We start from the raw sequence: 18,542 nt of genomic DNA on the forward strand, positions 1-18,542 counted from the left end.
GCTGCCGTTCGGTTGGCACGAACCAAGTACGCTACTCTATTGGCTCAGATCTTACTATACTAGAAAACAACCGTCGCGATCGCAACCCCCAGGGGGAACTTTCCGCCTGCAAATTCGCCGATATCCATTTATTACGCTGTATTGGCTGCTGGCAAAAGAAATTTGGTCAAGTGCAAATTTAAGACAAATATTTCCCATTTCTGGGGAAACTGTGTGTTAGAACCAAATCGGATAAAAACAACGGGAGTGACAACTCAATGACAGAAAATAAAGAAGCCGCAAAAAGCAACAAATCGAGTTTAAAAAAAGCTGGAATCCTCATTGGGGGGATAGCGGTGGTTGCCGCTGCTGGGGCTGCATCGTGGTTTTATTTCTTTCGTTCTACCCCCGGGCAAAAGCTTTCCCCCTTTAGAAGCGCCCAATTGGTTCCCGACGAGGCATTGGTGACCAGCTATATCTACACTGATACCAAAGCTTGGTCGCAACTGCAAAACTTTGGTACGCCCGAGTTGAAGAATTTAGTAGAAGAAAACCAACAAAAAGCACAACAGGAAATTTGGGAAGGCAGCGACATTACTTTTCAGGAAGACATCCAACCCTGGGTAGGGGGGATAATGTTGGCTTACATGCCTAGTGGCGATACCTCTACCACCAATCCTGAAGATTCCCAATCTAACTCACCTCGTGATTCCGCCAACGGCAACGCAGAACCGACCCAAGCCGAAACCGCCCCAGCGCCAGGAAGCGCGCTGTTTGTAGTGGGGATTAAAAATAAAACCAAAGCCCTGGATTTTTTTAGTAAAATGCAAGATCGGGAAGGAACCCAGGTTCAAGAAACAGATTATCAAGGCGTCACGATTTTTGAACTCACCCAACCAGAAGAGACCAACTATTTTGCTAGGTTGGGGAACCATTTGTTGCTTTCCCCCAAACGTCAAAATGTGGAACGGGCAATCGATACTTCCAAAGGAGAAGCCTCTTTTGCTGATAGTGACGGCGCTGTCAATGTTCTCCAACAGGGAACCAAAGTTAACAATCCAATTGCCCAGGTATACATAACCGATTATTCTAAATTGGTTCGGGAACTATCGGCGAATTCTCCAGATGCCCCGCAACTATCGGAAGGAACCATCGCACAGCTACAAAATATTAAACACATTGTCGCTGGTGTGGGTGTGGATGGCGAAGGCATTCGCATGCGGTTTCTCAGTCAAATTGACCCCAGCAATTTGCCGGAAGGCTACCAACAGCAATCCCCCGGCGAAGTTCTCAAACGGTTCCCTCAAGATACAATTGCTTTAATCAGTGGTATTGGAATTAACCGAGTTTGGTCGCAGTTGCAAACCCAAGCCGAAGAAAATCCAGAAGTACAGCAATTTGTCGAGCAAATTCGTTCGGCGCTGCAATCGGTAAATTTAAATGCCGATGAAGTTTTTGGCTGGATGGATGGCGAGTTTGGCGTTGCCTCAGTTCCCCTTGCTTCCAATACGGGCCTTTTTGGGCAAGTTGGCATGGGGCTGGCTGTGGTTATGCAAACTAGCGATCGCGACCGGGCTGAGTCTACTTTACAAAAAATTCAAGATGTTGCCAAACAGCAAGCGCCCTTTTTAAGCTTTGGTGAAAAACAAGTGGGCGATATAAAAGTTACTGAATGGCAGGTGCCTGCACAAGGAGCGTTGTTGGGGCATGGTTGGCTGGATGAAAATTCTGTTTTTGTTGCTTTGGGCAACGGTTTGCCTTCCAGTTTTGTGGAAAGTGGCGCTCAGAATTTATCCGATAGTTCCCAGTTTCAAGAAGTAACCAATACGTTGCCCCAATCTAATGTGGGTTATTTCTATTTGAATATGGATAAAATGGTTTCTATTCTGAACAATATACCGCGACTTTCCAACAATGGTGGCATTCCCCCAGAAACCAGAGCTGTTTTGGATTCTATGAACGGCGTTGGCGTCACGGCGAATTGGCAGAATCAGTCCACTAGTCAGTTAGAAATGTTGTTTTCTCTGAAAGAAACCAGCGAAGTCAACGCCGACAGCGGAGCTTCCCCATCTCCCCAACCAGAAAATTAAAATTGGGCTGAGTGGGAAATCGCAGTAGGGCAGCAACCAGCGATCGCAATTGGATGGTATTTTCTATCTCTCGCGATCGCTTTGTCCAATCAAAGCTACTTAGGAGAAAAAACGAAAATATCCTACTTTTATCCATGGAGGAACCATCGTGACAGGGGATAAAACTTACTTGGAACTTTCTGAAGAACAAGGTACCTCGCATAAATTCTACGAAGTCACAGTTGAAGGTACGCAAGTCACCATTCGGTACGGACGTATTGGCGATCGCGGACGCACCCAAACCAGCAACTATCCCACCCCGGAAAAAGCCCAAGCTGCCGCGCAAAAGAAAATTCAGGAAAAAATACGCAAAGGCTACGAACCCGCAGTTATGGGCGTACGCCAAAAACGTCCCATCACCCGCCGCCCCACCACCAGCAGCCGTTCTAACGCTCGTTCTGCCCCGGTTCTGTGGAAATTTAACTCTGGTGCCCCTGCTTTTGGAATTTTTATCGGCGCGTCAGCTTGTTGGGTAGGCAACCAAGCCGGTCAGGTATTTGCCGTGGATTCTCAAGGACAAATTCTCAACCAGTTCCAACTTCCCGAAGGCGTAAAATGTCTGGTGGCTGACGATGTTTGGATTTATGCTGGCTGTGATGATGGTAATGTGTACGATTTGTCGGGAAAAATCCCACGTTTGGCTTATGAAATTGATGAAAATGTAGATATTTTTTGGTTAGATATTGACGATGGCTTACTTGCAGTTTCTGATGCCAACGGTCAGGTGGCGTTATTCCATCCCGAGGATGAGTTTCACTGGGTGCGCCTGTCTCAGGGAAAATCCGGCTGGATGGTACGCTGCGATCGCCAGGGGGTCTACCACGGACATAGCAAAGGAGTAACTTGCTACGATCTAGAAGCAGGGCGCGTACAGTGGCACTGCCCCACCCAAGGCAGCGTGTTGTTTGGCTGGCAGGAGGCGGAAACAGTATATGCGGGCACTTCCAATCGGCTGGTGTATGAGTTTCGCAAGTCGGGGGAACAACGCACCCAATGCCAGTGCGATGCGTCGGTTTACGCTTGCGCGGCTTCGTCTGATGGGCAATATATTTTTGCTGGCGATAACTGTTCTTCTGTATATTGTTTCGATCGCGCGGGAAAGCGACTTTGGAAACTAGCCACCCAATGTGGTTCGGCACTGTCAATGCAATGGTACGACCAAAAACTGTATGTGGTGACCACCAGTGGCTATCTTGCCTGTCTCGATGTGAGTGAAAGCGCGATCGCTTCCGCCCAAGCGGGCAATCTCCCGCAAACGGCTACCTTACAAGCGCCCTCACAACCAGGAACCCAGGTTTCCGACCAACTGGAAACCACATGCGATCGCAACGGTGGCGTGCTCGTTCGCTGTATTCGCGAAGGGGGGAAACTGCGGGTTCGCGTCGTTTCTCCTGGCTACCATCAGGATTGGAACGTTCAATTTCCCCGCAATATCCGCGAACAAGGAGCGCACTATCTGGTTTCTGAAATCCGCGAATCCTCCCGCAGCGGTTTTTATCGAGCCTATGGAGAAATTAAAAAGCTTGTCGATTGAGCGATCGCATGGCTTTTTTCTTTATATTTTACCAACCAAATGAATAGCGGTGAGCTTACGAAAACTCACCGCTACCAGCAAAAATGGGCTAGCCTCGCTTAGGAACGAGGATCGAAATCCTCTAAAATACAGGCGTTTACGACAATCTAGGGAATGGGGAAATACTTACTTCCCCGCAGAGGCGCTCTCCAACGCAAGCAACCCTAGAAATGTTAGTCGTTATCGCTGGGTCTTTCTAGGGATTCTAGTTGCATTTCTACGGAAGCTAAGTACTCTTCATCGTTCATAGCTGCGTCAGGAAGGCGACCGGTTTCGACCGCAGCTTCGACCAGATCCTTCGCATGTAGTTCCCCTTGATGGAAGCGAGAATTGAGAGCAGCATAGCTAGGTATGCCTTCGTCACTCAAGGTTCCCTGACGTGCCAAGCTGACAAGCTCAAATGGTGTCACATTGTAGTCAGCTTTTTCCATACGATCGCCAGCTTTAGCCGGAACCAAGGTGGCTGCAAGTAATCCGGAGGTTGCTACAAAAGCGGAAATGCCCGCAACTAGCCATTTTCTCATAAGAGAACCTCCTTACGTCCTCCGCTTCACTTTCATTCTAAAAAATGCCAAGTGCTACTGTCAAAGCGACCTTGTTGTTGACACTACGTCATTAACTCTCCCAAGTCTATGAATCAGGATTTCAGCGATCGCTACCCATTTTTCTGAGAATGAGAGATAATAAACGGATGTGGGGTCAAACCCCTCAAGTACCTAGGGGGTCAGTACCCAGGAAATCGCAAAAAGAGACATTCGGTACTGGTAGCTGGTAAAAACACGGAATCCCCCATCAGAGTCGAACTCGTTTGCTTTTCCGACGCCAAACGTCCGGATTATCGCTGTCTATCGCTGAAAAATGCGAGAACAAGATAATTTTCGGCGTCGCTTGTCAAGGAAACCAACATGCAACTCAATGGATTGCCAACATCGAGGAAAACCGCCATTCCCCTTTGGGAAGAAACGTTTATGGTAGAGCCAACAGCCACCCGCCAAACAACGGAAAACGGCCAAATCGACATTCGCAAAGCGATTTTGGTTTCTCCCTACACACAACCCAATCTATCCCAATATATCAACCCGCATGCCGCCCCAACTTTGGTCCGTTTGGATTTGGAAGATTTAAAATGCTTTGAAGTGGTAGAAAAACAGTTCCAGCATTGGGGCGTTACCCTCCACAACGCGATCGCCATCCATCCTTCCAATCCCGCCTATCCCCCCCACTCCGGCGTTACCCTGCTAATGGGTGCCCCCAAAGGTGGGTTTTTGGAAATTTGCTTTCAATATCCCGTACAATTGGTTTGTGCTTTTGTCACCAGTTCCAGCCGCACAGTGGTCAAAGCTTACGACCAAAACGACAATCTGCTAGCAAAAACAGAAATTCCTCAAGGCAATTTAGCCATATCTGGTGCCACTGTTCCCGCCAATATGGAAGTCAACCTGCAATCTGCCCACATCCATCGGGTGACCTTCCAGACCTTCAACGGTCAGCTAACCGTAGACGATTTAACCTTTGGATTTTAATTGGCATTGGGGCCGGGATTTTCGTTTTGAGCCCAGATCGGATATTCTATTAAAACTAGGCAATTCCATAGGAAAGATCTGTGGCTAAGGGTTCGTACAAACAAGTTCGCTCTCGCTACCGCCGTTCCCCACAAATCCCTGGAAGGCATTGGTGGGTGGCGCTCGCCGCTGCCTACATGGTGCTGCTGTGGAACTGGCAACTGCTGCTTGCTATTGGCGTTGGGGGATTGAGCGCGATCGCAGCCCATCAAGGTATCGGGAAAAACTGGTGGCAATATCGCCGCCAACTGTTACAAATTTGGCAGCAAAGCGACCCAAAATTTTTCCGTGCTGTTGGTATAGGTGGTTTCGCTACGCTGGCTACCTATTTGATTTTTACCAGTTTTATTTCTTTAGCCAACTTCTGGCTGGTGATTGCCCTGTTGCTACAGGTATTAGGGATCTTCGCGATTTGGTTACGTTTGGGAAAACCTACTGCCAACCGCCATACTTCCCCCCAAACCGAATTTCCCCTACAGCAAAAACTCTCCGAACTTAGCGATGGCAATGCCATTACCCGCTTGATAGCCGTTCGCCAACTACCCCAACTGGTTCGCCAATCCCCTACAACTAACACCATCCATATCGATTCTCGCCGCCTAGCCACCGATGCTTTGCGTCTGATGCTCAAGCAAGAACCAGAACCCATCGTTCGCAAAGCCATTACAGAAAGTTTGCGCCTGTTGGGGTCATCCCACAGCTTGCATTCCGGCAAACAGCCGCCGGTTTCCTTGCCTTTGAGGCAAAAGCAACGCCAACGCTCTAAAACCCCCCAGGAAATTGACTGAGAAGGTGCTCCGATTATAAAGATTCTGTAAATTTTGGGAAACCAGCGATCGAGACCTATTTCTGGGTACGCTAAAAAAGACTAACGAGAATAGCGATCGCAGCATCTACCAAATGAAATAGGATTTGATAACCAGCTGTATCGGATAAAAAATCAATCCTCGCGATCGCTAGGTAAGTTCTGCAAGCAAATCAATCGAACATAATGAAAACCAAATTCCCTTTACAAAAAATTCATACCAGAAAGCCTCCTTTTCCCGATTGAAATGCTAACCTGAACGTAGCTCTGTAGTAAAAAAACACCCTCCATTGTAAAACCTAATCAACTGTCCTTGTTTCGGAAAAAAGGATACTGATGCTATTCAACTCCTATGAATTTATTTTCTTCTTTCTGCCCGCCACCTTAGCATTATTCTTCTTATTGGGTAGGTTGCAAAGCCGCCAGTGGGCCATTGGTTCTTTAGTCTTCTGTTCCCTATTTTTCTACGGTTGGTGGAACCCGGCTTATCTTAGTTTAATATTATTTTCCATTGTCTTTAACTATAGCTTTGGGTCGATTTTAACCCACGAAAAACCAATTCCTCTTATCGGTCGTCGGGGATTTCTCGCCATCGGCGTTGCTGTGAACCTAGGGTTAATTGGCTACTTCAAATATGCTAACTTTTTTGTCGATACCGTCAATGCCCTAGCCAACACGAACTTTCAAATCGGTTCAATTGTTTTACCCCTGGCAATTTCCTTTTTTACCTTCCAACAAATTTCCTATTTGGTAGATGCCTACCAAGGAGAAACCAAAGAATATAATTTCCTCCGCTACTGTTTGTTCGTTTGCTTTTTCCCCCAACTCATTGCCGGTCCCATCGTTTTGCATAAAGAGGTCATGCCGCAATTTGCCCGCAAAACGATCTATCAAATGAAAGGAGAAAATCTAGCCATTGGGCTCACCATTTTCTCCATTGGATTGTTTAAAAAGGTCATTATTGCCGATAGCGTTGCCCTCTACGCCACTCCAGTTTTTCAAACAGCTTTGGATGGCACCCAGCTCACTTTTTTTGAATCTTGGTGCGGTACATTAGCCTATACCATGCAGCTTTATTTTGACTTTTCTGGCTATTCCGATATGGCGATTGGTGCTGCCAGAATGTTTGGTATTGTTTTGCCTTTAAATTTTAATTCGCCGTATAAATCAATCAATATTGCCGATTTTTGGCGTCGCTGGCACATGACCCTATCCCGTTTTTTGCGGGATTATCTCTACATTCCTTTAGGAGGAAATCGCAAGGGACAGCGCCGGCGCTATGTTAATTTAATGATTACCATGCTTTTGGGTGGTTTGTGGCACGGTGCCGGTTGGACGTTTGTTTTTTGGGGGGGATTGCACGGTGGCTATTTGGTCGTTCATCGCCAGTGGCAGCAACTGCGCCAGAAATGGGGACATAATTTACAAGAAAGTACCTGGTGGGGTCGTTGGCTAGCATGGGGATTGACTTTTCTCGCGGTGATGGTGGCGTGGGTATTTTTCCGCGCCGAAAGTATGTCCGCTGCTGGCAATATGCTATACGCTATGTTTGGAGGCCATGGGATTTCCCTGCCGCGATCGCTTTCTGGGGTACTCAGTTTTCTCCCGGAAAGTGTTTTTCCCTTTGAAGGGGTACGCGGTACCACAGAACTGCCTTCTGTAGCAGCAATTCTTTGGATTGCTGTCGCCTCCGCGATCGCCTTGTTTGCCCCCAATACGCAACAATTGTTAGAACATTACTACCCCGCTCTCAACCACGAACCAACCGATCCAAAAACCAAGGGAATTTCGCCCCAAATTAGGTGGCATCCCAATCTTTTCTGGTCCATATTTGCCGGGGTAGCAGCTGCTTTAAGCATTGTCTTTATTCTCCGACCCAGCGAGTTCCTCTACTTCCAGTTTTAAATGTTTCCCTAGGTCTCTGTATAGCAAACAAGAGGTTTTGCTATTGTCAATTATTCTATCATGCCCATGAAGCGAACGATATGGGAATATCCCCAAAAAAATCGAAGCAAATCCTCCTCCCTGAAATTGCCAGACCCCCACAAACACTACATTCGCAATTTTCTCTTGGTGGTTGTAGCTGTTTGCATGGTGTTCCAAACGATACCTGCTATAGGCATCGACCCCTACAAAGTTTTTGGAATTTCCGATTTTAACCAGAAGAACTTTGCCCCCAATACTCGGTATTTAAAAATCGAGCATTTGCAAGATACGGATGCCTATAAGGGGTTTATTTTTGGTACCTCTCGCGCCAACTTCTACAATGTAGAATCCGCGCGAAAATTATCTGGTTTGACTTACTATAACATGAACGGGGAAGGAGATAATTCCGTAGGATTGCGACGCAAAGTAGAATGGGTGGTAGAAAACGAACCCATCCAACAGGCAATTGTGGCTTTGGATTATGATTTTGGCTACGGGAAAATCAACCCATTAGAGTTATTTCGTCAAGACCACCCCGATGTTAGCGGTATCTTTCCCCCTCAGTTTTATGGCAAATACTTACTCTTTCAACCCAACACGCTCTACGAATGCATCCAGGAAAATTTAAAAGAGGATACTTATTATTTGTTTCATGTGGATACGGGGCATTTTTGGAACCAACGTTACATTCAATTAAACCAAGGGGAAGATCGGTATGTAGGCAATCAGTTTCGCGCGTTAAACGATTGGGAAAAACCCAATCCCATTGTCAAAAATGTGGATGCTTTGGCGGAATACCGGCAAGCCATCGCGGCTTTAGACCAGAAAAATATCGATCGCACGGTGGCGATCAATCCCATCAACCAAGTTCGCTATACAGCATTTGATATCGACGATTACATTCGGTGGTATCGCGAAGTGGTAGAGATGGCCGGTCAAGTGTGGGATTTTTCCGGTTTGAATCCCGTAACCACCAACGACCGCAACTACTACGATACCAGCCACTTTACCAAGGAAATTGGCGATGTGGTGCTCACCAAAATCTGGCAAAACCGCGATCGCACCCCGTCAGCCTCCAACAATCCCTTAAAGGTCAGCATACCCAACGATTTTGGCGTTTTGGTTACCCCCGAAAATGTCGAGGAGCGCGTGCAGCAATTGTACCGACAGTACCGCAGCTACCGACCCAAACCGCAACCCGCCTACGACCCATAAACCTGGCGAATCCACTGCCACTGTTGAGTCAGACCTTCCCGCAGGGAAACTTGCGGCTGGAATCCTAAAATTTCCCGAGCCTTGGAAATATCCGCTGCTGTATGCCTGGCATCTCCCATGGCTTTTTGCACGTAGCGACGCTGCACCAACCGTTGGGTAATTTCTTCAATGGCGTCGATCACCTCTGCCAGCACCACCCGCGACCCACCACCAATGTTAAGTACCTCACCGGGAGCTTTCTCGGCGGTTGCCGCTGCTAAATTAGCCGCGATCGCATCCCGCACAAACGTAAAATCGCGGGTTTGCTGCCCATCACCATAAATATTAATCGCTTCCCGGTGCAAGATGGCTTTAAAAAACTTATGAAACGCCATATCCGGGCGCTGGCGAGGACCGTATACAGTAAAATATCGCAGCGCGACAATGGGAACGCCAAAATTTTGATAGTACAACCGACAAAGCTGTTCGGAAGCCAGTTTGGTAATACCATAGGGAGAAACCGGATCCGGGCAAATGGCTTCGCTGGTGGGTAACGTTTCTGCATTGCCATACACGGATGAAGAAGAAGCAAACACAAAACGTTTGAGATGGGTGCAGTTCGACGCCGCCTCTAGCAAAATTTGTGTGGCATCCACATTGCGTTCGGTATAGGCAAAAAAACCATCTCCCCAACTAGCGCGCACCCCTGCTTGAGCAGCTTGGTGGTAAATCACCTCCACATCTTGCAGCAGTTCCAACCAATTGATATCGGCAATTCTCCCCTCTATTAGTTGAAAATTTTCCTGCTCTAAAAGCGCAGCCACATTTTGCCGCTTGAACTGGGGATCGTAATAGTCGTTGAACTCATCAACTCCAATCACTGCATATCCTTGCTCTAGAAGAGTTTGGGCAAGGTGGGAACCAATAAAACCAGCCACGCCAGTAATTAAATGAGTTTTCATAAAACCAAGTAAAAATATCAAACGATTGCAAGCGGTAGTTGCAAATAACCTTTATTATAGATACAACAGAAACCATCTGTCGTCTGAGCAGAATTGTACGTTTAGTGGCACGGCGAAAATTTAAAGATTTGATAAATGACTTGATGGATGCGACGGTTTAGCAGCCTTTTGCCAGTTTTTAACCGGAAAACATACAAATTCTCCATCGTGGGATCCTTGCAAGGGCGAACTTGCTAGTGATTCCATAGTCCCATATCCTCCACCAGGTAGCCTCCCCATGAAGCAAATTGGCAAACGTCTCAAATCTTTTCTGCGCTGGGCTGTTTTAGGCGCTACGTTATTTTTTCTAGCTACCACTTTCAAAGACCGATGGCAAGAAGTGGCTGCCGTTCGCGTAAGTTCCCAAGGAGGCATGCTGCTGGCTGCGGCGTTCGCCATTACCTTGGTAGCCCATGTTTGGTCGGCTTTGGTGTGGGGGTGGATTTTGCGAGAATTTCAGCAAGTAGTGCCCCTGGGATGGGCGGTTCGCGTTTTTTTACAAACCAATATTGCCAAATATTTGCCGGGCAATGTATGGCATTTCTACGGTCGCGTTGTTGCCTCGCAAAGCAAAGGCTTGTCTGTGGGAGCGGCGGCGTTAAGTGTTGTGGTAGAACCGTTGCTGATGGCAGCGGCGGCTCTAGCGATCGCGGTGACCAGTACCCAAGTACAGGGGAGGCTGGGGATACAGATTCCGATTTTACTGGCTATCCTGATGGGAGTTCACCCGCGCATTCTCAACCCGATTGTACACTGGTTGGGAAAGGCAAAGACCAAAATCCGCAACCAAACTGACGCTCCGGCGACCACGTTTCGACTGCAGCGCTATCCTTTGCTGCCTTTGTTGGGAGAGTTGATTTTTGTGGGGTTGCGGGGAACTGGGTTTCTGGTTGCCTTTTGGGCTTTTCAAAGCGTTCCGGCAGCGCAATTTTCCCTGGTTATCAGTGCTTTTAGTTTTGCCTGGTTGCTGGGATTGGTGATTCCGGGGGCACCAGGCGGCATGGGGGTGTTTGAGGCTACATCGTTGGCTTTGCTCGATGGTTCTTTTTCGCCGGCTTTGGTGTTGGTATGCGTGGCTTTTTATCGCGTCATTAGTATTTTGGCAGAAGCTGCCGGTGCGGGGATGGGCTGGTTGTTTTCCAATTCGCGATCGCAGGTAGGTAAAGATGTAGAAAATTAGATTTGTCAAGGCGGGAGATTTCCCTGACGAGGGAAATTAAAGTCAAACTTGAGCCTCTTGGTGGGAACAAATTGAGTAATATGATGGTTGAACGATTTTTTGAGCTCGGTCAACCTGAAATTTGATGGCGTTCTCAGTAAAACAACAATAGCGATTTTGGTTTGAGTTTCTTAATGGTTTTTTATGGAAGCAACAACATCTCAAAACAAGAGGGATACGCAAGTTCCGGCTACGGTACCGGATGTTTCTGTGGTAGCACCTATTTATAATGAAGTGGACAGTTTGCAGCAGTTGGTAGAAGCGATCGCAACGGCTATGCAAGACAGCTCGTTTACCTACGAAATTGTCTTGGTGGATGATGGTTCCCGCGATGGCTCCACCGACTTGCTCCGCCAAATTGCCCAACAGCGTAGCGATTTGCGGGCGGTTTTGCTGCGACGCAACTACGGGCAAACCGCTGCCATGTCGGCTGGGTTTCGTACGGCTACTGGTAAGGTCGTGGTAACTATGGATGGCGACCTGCAAAACGATCCCACCGATATTCCCCATCTCATCGAAAAGTTGGAGGAAGGTTACGATTTGGTCAGCGGCTGGCGTCGGGAACGGCAAGATGCCAAGGTAACGAGGTTGTTGCCTTCTAGAATTGCCAACTGGATGATTGGTAAGGCAACCGGCGTCCGCTTGCACGATTACGGTTGTTCTTTGAAAGCTTATCGTGCCGAGTTGGTGGCGGATATGAATCTTTATGGAGAATTGCACCGCTTTTTACCGGCTTTGGCGTTTATTGAAGGGGCAACCATCGCTGAAATGCCCGTCAAACATTACCCGCGTCGTTTTGGTAGCAGCAAGTACGGCTTGGGGAGAACCTTTCGGGTTTTGATGGATTTGTTGACGGTGTTTTTTATCCAAAAATTCTTAACCCGCCCCATGCACGTATTTGGCTTTTTTGGTGTCATAGGAACCATCGCTGGGGTGGGGATTGGTGCTTATCTATCATTTTTAAAAATATTTCAAGGTCAAGATATTGGCGATCGCCCGTTGCTCATTCTAGCTGTTTTGTTAATGTTGGCTGGCGTTCAGTTATTTAGCTTTGGTTTACTAGCAGAGGTGCTCATGCGTACCTATCACGAGTCTCAAGACAGACCAATTTACCGCATTCGCGAAATTGTTGAACCCGGTTCTAACAAGATTTCAAACCATCAAAAAACAGGGTAAGCATCTGCTACAAATGAAGAAAATGCAAGCTTTGGCGTTTGAATAATGGGTAAAAATCTTTTCACCAATGCGTTCGCCCACAAACGATCGCTGGAAATTTTTTCTAGCATCGCGATCGCAGTTGGGGTGATGTGGCGCATGGCAAACCTACAAAGTCGAGAATATTGGTACGATGAAATCCTGTCGGTAATTTTTTGTACCGGACAACGGATAGCCTACGAAAGTCCCGGCAGCGAACCGGTTTCTCTGGCTCAGTATGCTAGCTATTTGCAACTGCCACCAGACACGAGCTTGGTCGATGCCATCAATACTTTGAAAGATGTTCTCAAAGGCGTGACCACCAACCAACACGCTCCCTTGTTTTATGTCTTACAGCATTTTTGGTTGCGTCTGTTTGGCAATGACGAAGCGGCTACCCGTTCTTTGGTGGTGCTGTTTGGGATTGCAGCGATCGCATTAGCGTACTTTGTGGGCAGAAAACTGCTCTCCCATCGCGGAGGATTATTGTTTGCTGCCTTGCTGGCAACCAATCCATTTTTTCTGTCTCACTCCCTCAAATTTCGCATGCATGGCTACATGCCTTTTTGGGCGCTCCTCAGTACGTTGGCTTTGATAACGTTAATCGAACTGCGACAAGCTTCTCCCGCCCAAAACGATAGCCAACGGCCGTATTTCCTCTATCAGGGAGTTTGGAGTGTTGTCTTCGTGGGTAGCGTCACCGCTGGGCTTTTAACCAACTATTTATTTGCCTATATTGCCCTGGGATTGTCTGTTTTGGTTTTGGTTTTGGACCGCCGCCACTGGTGGTACTACGCCATCGAAATGTTGCTGGCAGCGCTATTAACTACGCCCTGGATTTGGTGGGGGGTTCGCCGGCAAATTCGCAACGCTAGCTGGGTTCTCGATCAATTTGGTGCTGGTGAAGGAGAAAATGTCGCCTTACAACACCTACAGGGTTTGGCTAACAATTTGAGCGCGCAGTTGGTGGTTGGCGATTGGTTTGAAAGTCTCTCCGACGCTGCGGTAGTGGCTATTGGTACGGTGACAGGCATGCTGCTTGTCGCCATGTGGTGGGGTTGGTGGCGGCAAACTAAAAATTCAACCGGCTCGCGCGATCGCAAACCCCTGGCGGTTGCCCTTTTGATAGGCGTGTTTCCCCTATTTTTAGGATTTTTCGTGGATGTTTTTGCCGGTCAGTTTACGATTGGTTGGGGAGGCGGCCGCGGTTTGTCGTTTATTTTACCGGGCATGTTGCTCGCGATCGCCTGGTGGCTGGAACGAGCTGCTGGTAGATGGCAGCAAATGGCTGCGGTGGGATTGCTCCTGCTGTATTTGGGAATTGGTATTGGCGACTATACCCTCAGACAGCGGCAAACTTTCCACGCGATCGCCGCTACGGTGGAACAAACACCCAATACAGATACCTTAATAATTATGAACTCCCGCGCTTGGGGGCATATCCTGCGTCTGGCTTACTACGTCTGGCCGTCGCCATCGCTACAACTGCTAGCTCGCCCTCCTGCGGATTTGGCGAGCAATCTGGAAACTGTTTTAGCCAACTCAGAAACCACCTATCCTCGGATAGTTTGGTTGGAAGCAGAAAGAGAAGTATGGGAAATGCCACAAAACGAGGCACAAGCCCAACAGTTTCGCCAGCAAGTGCGCTCGGTTTTAGAGAACCAGGCGTATACCTTAGAACAAACTCAACAGACCCAAGGAACCATGATTTTAGATGAGTTCACCATCACCAGTTGGCGTTCTTAACCGGAAGCAGATTTTTAATAGTACTTCAGCGCCCGTTCGATATCCCGTTTTTCCTGCTTGCGTTTGAGAGTTTCGCGCTTGTCGTGGATTTTCTTACCTTTGGCGAGGGCAATTTCTACTTTCACCAATCCCCGCTTGAAATACATTTTTAAAGGCACTAGGGTCAGCCCTTTTTCCTTGACCTTGCCGATGAGCTTGCGAATTTCCTGTTTGTGCAATAGCAGGCGACGAGTGCGACGGGGTTCGTGGTTGAAATAGTTACCAGCGGTATGATAGGGGGAAATGTGGGTGTTTACCAACCAGACTTCACCGTCGCGAACCAAAGCGTAGCTGTCGCGCAGGTTGACTTTGCCCTCCCGCGCCGATTTCACTTCGGTGCCTTGCAGGGAAATGCCCGCTTCGTAGGTGTCCAGAATGTGGTACTGGAAGCGAGCTTGGCGGTTTTCGCTAACAATTTTGATGCCGGCGTTGGTGGTTTTGGTCATAAGCTCTACTTTATCACGGCGCGATCGCTTCTCAAAGGAGCTGCTAAACAGACTTTAGCGGTTCTCCACTTCGTTCTGTTTGTTTTTTCGATCGGTGCGTAGGTCTTGCCAGGAACTACCAATTCCCTGAACGATGCCGCGGGCAATCAAACCAATCCCCCGACCGATGACTTGGGTTAAAAGGTACACCAAACCACTGCCGATAAAAGAGATAGTCGCTCGCAGTCTGGGGGCGATCGCATCTCGAATTTCCAAAGCCAAGGTTACGATGAAAGGGATACCAGAAAGAGCTTCCAATTCACCGCGGCGGGGCGCGTAAATAGATATTTGTTTGATGCCGGTGTCGGTAAGGGTCCACAAAGCATAGCGGCTTTCAAAAATTTGTTTGGGTTCGCCCACGAGTTCCGCCAAACGATATTTCCAGGTTAAGTTATTGCGAAATCGTTCAATTTCCCGGGTGGAAATGACCCGACGGTCGAAAAATTGATTTTTTATGGCTTCGATATCGGCAAATTGGTTGAGCAATGGTGAGATGGTGGCATTGCCTACGGAAATAATGAGATTGTCCACTAGAAGTTCGGCACGCTGTTTGGCAGCCAAACTCCCCGCCTCGTAGGTAGTGTTGTCTCCTGGTAGGGGGGTTTGGAAGAGAAAGTGGGCGAGCAATTCCCAAACGAAGGGAATTTTGCTGAGGATGTTTTCTTCAATTCTAGCTTCTTCTTCGAGCAGGCTGCTAGCGACATTGACTTCGCGATCGCCGATGTAAATGGTGTAGTATTTGCCGAAAAATTCTGTCGTTGCAATTTGCCACAAATCCCGCACGATGGTGGCGGTACTCTTTTCCAATTGTTCCGGTTGGATTTGCGAAAACCGCAGTTCTTCTAGCAGATTTTCCAACTGCCGCAGAAGAATATAGAGAAGTTCCCGTTTCTTTTCTGGGCGTAAAATATCGATTTCCAAAACCGTTTCCGTCAGGTTGGTCACGTTGGTTTGGATTTTGCGCAGGGTGGCATCGAAAAGAGCAGATTGCATGTTGGCGGGGGTCGCTGGGCTGGAGGATTGGGGAACGGGAAGGGGGGCCTTGCGATCGCGGGAGGGAGAAGTGGTTTCCTGGGGTGGAGGTGGATTGGTGGGGGGGTCTTCGTTGCGAACCCACCACAAACGCCGTACCAACCAGCGGGCAGCCCGCAATTCCCGCTCTCGCCCTTGAAAAACCATACGCTCTAAAAAGGTCATATCCCACTGGCGCAATCTTGCTTGCAGCTCGTTTAAGGTGACATCAATTTGCTGCAGGTGGCTGGTACCGGTGTTTTGCCACCATTGGGCTAAAAATCCCCTGCTTGCGCTTGGGGAAGGGCTCAGTTGCGAAAGTTGCGGCCAGTAAGATTCGCCCCTGGCAATGGTTTCCATGGCAGCAACCAACTCCGGTAGGGGCGTTCGGTAGGGGCAGTATCCCCGGGCACCCGCGGCTTGTGCTCGTAATAAGGTGGCGCGATCGCCCGCGGTAGCCAGCAATAAAATGGGAATGTGGGGAGATTCTGCTTGCAATTGCTGGCAAAATGCGATCGCCGTTTCGGGATTGCCCGCCAACGCTAGTTCTAAAAGTACGACCCCAATGGCGTCGGTATCTGCCAGTGCCTGGAGAGCGTCGGTGGTGGTGGCTGCTTCTTCGATGTAGGAGATATTGGCAAATTCTGCCAATCCCGTGCGCAACCCCAATCGAAAGATCGGATCGCTGTGGACCAGTAAAATACCAATAGCCGTCTGTTGGGTCATAATTCTTTATCGAGCGTTCCCACGAGCTTCCAGCCAACGAGCGATCGCTTGCTGGGCTTGGGCATACAATTGTTCTCCCGGCGCAATGGTCCGTACTTTGATAATGGCATCGGTATATTGCCCTTGCGTGGCCAGTTCTTGACCAGCTTTTAAAATGGCTCGGTGGGCCGCCAGTTCTGCTTGGGTGCGCCATCGCTGAATGCGTTCTTGGGCCTCTTCGTACAGGGGGCTTTTCGTGCTAATGTTGGCAACCAGTTTCACTGCAGCGGTATATTTTTCCTGTTGGGCGAGTTCGTCGGCACGGCCAATGGTGCGTCGGTCGGTCAAGAGCATGGCTTGTTGCCGCCACTGGGAAATGAAGGATTGAGCGCGATCGTGTAGGGGACTTTGGGGTTCGATGGTGCTGGCCAATTCGATGGCTGCTTGGTAGTCTTCTACTTGACCGCCGGTGGCTTGCTGTTGGGCTTGCTGCAGCAGGGGCTTATCTTCCAAGCGGTGGATTTGCTTTTTCCAGTGAGATTTGAGGGTTTGCGCGTGCAGGCGGCGGGGTCTTTGCTGGGAGATGGTTTGCACCTGTTGGGCTGCCATTTTCAGGGTTGGTTTGTACCCCAAACTGGCGAACCAACTGGCAAATTGCATTTGGCTCAAATCTTCGCTGTGGTCTTGCCACGCCAGTTGCATTTGTCGGATATGGGGAAAGTAAGGGGTTGAGGATGAAAAAGCGTTGGCAGCGGCGCGTGCTTCCCAAAATAAGTACATTAAGGAAGGCAGGCGATCGCCGAGGGCGGTTTGGGTATCTTCTTGGTGCAGGTTGGCCGTTGCCCGGGCTAGCAATACCAGGTTTTCCGCTTCCCCACCCAGGTAGGTGGGGTCGGGGACCAATTCGGCAATGCGAATGGCTTTGTCAAAGTTTTGTCGGTCGATCTCGGCAAAGGCTTCGTTCAGTAGCTGCCGTCCCCAGCGGGAAATGTCGGCTTGGGCTGGCGATCGCGCGTAGGTATTGGGTTCGATTTGGCGGGCCATCTCGATGGCCCGGGCGTATGCCTGGGGATTTTCCCCAACCATGCGATCGCGGGCGCGTTCTAACTTGGTCCAGGCGTCCCGTTCCCTTTTCATTTGTTCGACTAACTGTTGGGAGCGTTTTTTCTGCCAAGGCTGGTGGGGAAATTTTTGTAATTTGCGGATGGCATCCCAGGCTGCAGACCAGTCTCGCTTTTTCATAGCAGTCTGGGCGCTTTGGTAAAATCCTTGGGCTTGGTCGTGGAGGTTTTGCCAGCGTTGTTCTACCTCTTGGGCTTGGGGGTGGGCGCTGCTGTTTTCAGGAATTTCTTTGATGAGGGATAGTGCTGCTTCTAAATTATTGTCTTCTGTAAGTTTTCGCCGCGCGATCGCCAGCAGTAGGTGAGACCACTCATCCCGGGATTTGGCTGCCAAACCGTATAGGGGGGCCTCTTGGGGCCAGCTAGCAACCACCTCCAAAGCCGCAATCAAATCCTCCGTACCGCCAGAGCTCGCTGCTTTTTGAGCGCAATATAACTGCTGCGGGGCGTTGCTCCCTGCCTGCAAAGCCACCTGCTCGCAATTGGGAATGGGCGGGGTTTTTAAGAGCAACATCAAGGTTCTGGCAACAACCGCCAAAACGGCTGCCAGCGCTAGCAACCAAAACAGCAGCCACAGCCAACCGCCGCGCCCCGACGGAGAAGAAGCTGTAGATTTGGTTTGGCGATCGTCATTGGGAGCGTTAGCGCTGCCATTTTCCGAAGTCCCACCACCGGCAGAGACCGAGTGATGCACTGATGAAGAATCGCTTGGTTCGGACTGGGGTGTGGCCATGATTTCCTCTACAAATGCCAGTTTCTTGCTACACCGACTGCTACTTCCTAATAGGTGATTTACTGGACAATAATTGACTTTTATTGACTTGATAGTCGTAGCCATCTTTCTTAAAGATTG

The 18,542-nt window shown here is 48.9% G+C and carries 14 protein-coding genes; 9 read left to right on the forward strand and 5 right to left on the reverse strand.

The window, feature by feature from the left end; genetic code table 11:
* Window positions 1–257: 257 nt before the first annotated feature.
* Window positions 258–2,069, forward strand: a complete 1,812-nt coding sequence (locus tag AS151_RS11595; protein ID WP_084639535.1) for a DUF3352 domain-containing protein — start codon at window positions 258–260, stop codon at window positions 2,067–2,069.
* 148 nt (window positions 2,070–2,217) lie between these two features.
* On the forward strand, window positions 2,218–3,642 hold the full coding sequence (locus tag AS151_RS11600) for a WGR domain-containing protein (RefSeq protein WP_071517218.1): 1,425 nt from the start codon (window positions 2,218–2,220) through the stop codon (window positions 3,640–3,642).
* Window positions 3,643–3,854: 212 nt separating this feature from the next.
* On the opposite strand, the gene AS151_RS11605 is transcribed toward AS151_RS11600, so the two are convergent.
* A complete protein-coding gene (locus AS151_RS11605) occupies window positions 3,855–4,205 on the reverse strand; it encodes a hypothetical protein (protein WP_071517219.1) in 351 nt (116 codons plus the stop codon).
* 381 nt (window positions 4,206–4,586) lie between these two features.
* Between AS151_RS11605 and AS151_RS11610 the strand changes: the two genes are divergently transcribed.
* From AS151_RS11610 to AS151_RS11625, 4 genes are all read left to right on the forward strand, one after another.
* Window positions 4,587–5,204 carry a hypothetical protein gene (locus AS151_RS11610; RefSeq protein WP_071517220.1) on the forward strand — a complete coding sequence of 206 codons (618 nt, stop codon included), beginning with the start codon at window positions 4,587–4,589 and terminating at the stop codon, window positions 5,202–5,204.
* An 80-nt stretch (window positions 5,205–5,284) separates the two neighbouring features.
* Window positions 5,285–6,031 (forward strand): hypothetical protein, encoded by a 747-nt coding sequence (locus tag AS151_RS11615; RefSeq protein ID WP_071517221.1) that lies wholly within the window; start codon window positions 5,285–5,287, stop codon window positions 6,029–6,031.
* Window positions 6,032–6,384: 353 nt separating this feature from the next.
* On the forward strand, window positions 6,385–7,953 hold the full coding sequence (locus AS151_RS11620; RefSeq protein WP_071517222.1) for an MBOAT family protein: 1,569 nt from the start codon (window positions 6,385–6,387) through the stop codon (window positions 7,951–7,953).
* Window positions 7,954–8,019: 66 nt separating this feature from the next.
* The gene (locus AS151_RS11625; protein WP_139240631.1) at window positions 8,020–9,189 is read left to right on the forward strand and encodes a hypothetical protein; all 1,170 of its coding nucleotides are present in this window, start codon (window positions 8,020–8,022) and stop codon (window positions 9,187–9,189) included.
* Here AS151_RS11625 and AS151_RS11630 read toward each other — a convergent pair.
* Entirely contained in the window at window positions 9,177–10,130 is a 954-nt protein-coding gene (locus tag AS151_RS11630) for a GDP-mannose 4,6-dehydratase (protein WP_071517224.1), read from the reverse strand. The genes AS151_RS11625 and AS151_RS11630 overlap by 13 nt on opposite strands.
* A 277-nt stretch (window positions 10,131–10,407) precedes the next feature.
* Here AS151_RS11630 and AS151_RS11635 point away from each other — a divergent pair, with 277 nt between their 5' ends.
* From AS151_RS11635 to AS151_RS11645, 3 genes are all read left to right on the forward strand, one after another.
* Window positions 10,408–11,349: a lysylphosphatidylglycerol synthase domain-containing protein gene (locus AS151_RS11635; RefSeq protein ID WP_071517225.1), complete on the forward strand. Its 942-nt coding sequence runs from the start codon at window positions 10,408–10,410 to the stop codon at window positions 11,347–11,349.
* A 183-nt stretch (window positions 11,350–11,532) separates the two neighbouring features.
* Window positions 11,533–12,564, forward strand: coding sequence for a glycosyltransferase family 2 protein (locus tag AS151_RS11640; protein WP_071517226.1), 1,032 nt, complete (start codon window positions 11,533–11,535; stop codon window positions 12,562–12,564).
* A gap of 45 nt (window positions 12,565–12,609) precedes the next feature.
* Complete coding sequence (locus tag AS151_RS11645) at window positions 12,610–14,328, forward strand: glycosyltransferase family 39 protein (RefSeq protein ID WP_071517227.1); 1,719 nt, start codon at window positions 12,610–12,612, stop codon at window positions 14,326–14,328.
* A gap of 14 nt (window positions 14,329–14,342) precedes the next feature.
* Here AS151_RS11645 and smpB read toward each other — a convergent pair whose 3' ends face one another.
* The 3 genes from smpB to AS151_RS11660 are packed head-to-tail and all read right to left on the reverse strand — an operon-like array spanning window position 14,343 to window position 18,422.
* On the reverse strand, window positions 14,343–14,813 hold the full coding sequence (gene smpB, locus AS151_RS11650) for an SsrA-binding protein SmpB (RefSeq protein ID WP_071517228.1): 471 nt from the start codon (window positions 14,811–14,813) through the stop codon (window positions 14,343–14,345).
* A gap of 54 nt (window positions 14,814–14,867) precedes the next feature.
* Window positions 14,868–16,589, reverse strand: coding sequence for a DUF3685 domain-containing protein (locus AS151_RS11655; RefSeq protein WP_071517229.1), 1,722 nt, complete (start codon window positions 16,587–16,589; stop codon window positions 14,868–14,870).
* Window positions 16,590–16,595: 6 nt separating this feature from the next.
* Window positions 16,596–18,422: a hypothetical protein gene (locus AS151_RS11660; RefSeq protein ID WP_071517230.1), complete on the reverse strand. Its 1,827-nt coding sequence runs from the start codon at window positions 18,420–18,422 to the stop codon at window positions 16,596–16,598.
* Window positions 18,423–18,542: the final 120 nt, after the last annotated feature.

Origin of the sequence: Geitlerinema sp. PCC 9228, from assembly GCF_001870905.1 — a bacterium.
In the GTDB taxonomy this organism is placed as follows: Bacteria; Cyanobacteriota; Cyanobacteriia; order Cyanobacteriales; family PCC-9228; genus PCC-9228.

Coding starts and splice junctions, on each gene's coding strand:
- AS151_RS11635 (WP_071517225.1), top strand. CDS start 10,408: ATGAAGCAAATTGGCAAACGTCTCAAATCTTTTCTGCGCTGGGCTGTT.
- AS151_RS11645 (WP_071517227.1), top strand. CDS start 12,610: ATGGGTAAAAATCTTTTCACCAATGCGTTCGCCCACAAACGATCGCTG.
- AS151_RS11610 (WP_071517220.1), top strand. CDS start 4,587: ATGCAACTCAATGGATTGCCAACATCGAGGAAAACCGCCATTCCCCTT.
- smpB (WP_071517228.1), bottom strand. CDS start 14,813: ATGACCAAAACCACCAACGCCGGCATCAAAATTGTTAGCGAAAACCGC.
- AS151_RS11605 (WP_071517219.1), bottom strand. CDS start 4,205: ATGAGAAAATGGCTAGTTGCGGGCATTTCCGCTTTTGTAGCAACCTCC.
- AS151_RS11620 (WP_071517222.1), top strand. CDS start 6,385: ATGCTATTCAACTCCTATGAATTTATTTTCTTCTTTCTGCCCGCCACC.
- AS151_RS11625 (WP_139240631.1), top strand. CDS start 8,020: ATGAAGCGAACGATATGGGAATATCCCCAAAAAAATCGAAGCAAATCC.
- AS151_RS11655 (WP_071517229.1), bottom strand. CDS start 16,589: ATGACCCAACAGACGGCTATTGGTATTTTACTGGTCCACAGCGATCCG.
- AS151_RS11640 (WP_071517226.1), top strand. CDS start 11,533: ATGGAAGCAACAACATCTCAAAACAAGAGGGATACGCAAGTTCCGGCT.
- AS151_RS11595 (WP_084639535.1), top strand. CDS start 258: ATGACAGAAAATAAAGAAGCCGCAAAAAGCAACAAATCGAGTTTAAAA.
- AS151_RS11630 (WP_071517224.1), bottom strand. CDS start 10,130: ATGAAAACTCATTTAATTACTGGCGTGGCTGGTTTTATTGGTTCCCAC.
- AS151_RS11660 (WP_071517230.1), bottom strand. CDS start 18,422: ATGGCCACACCCCAGTCCGAACCAAGCGATTCTTCATCAGTGCATCAC.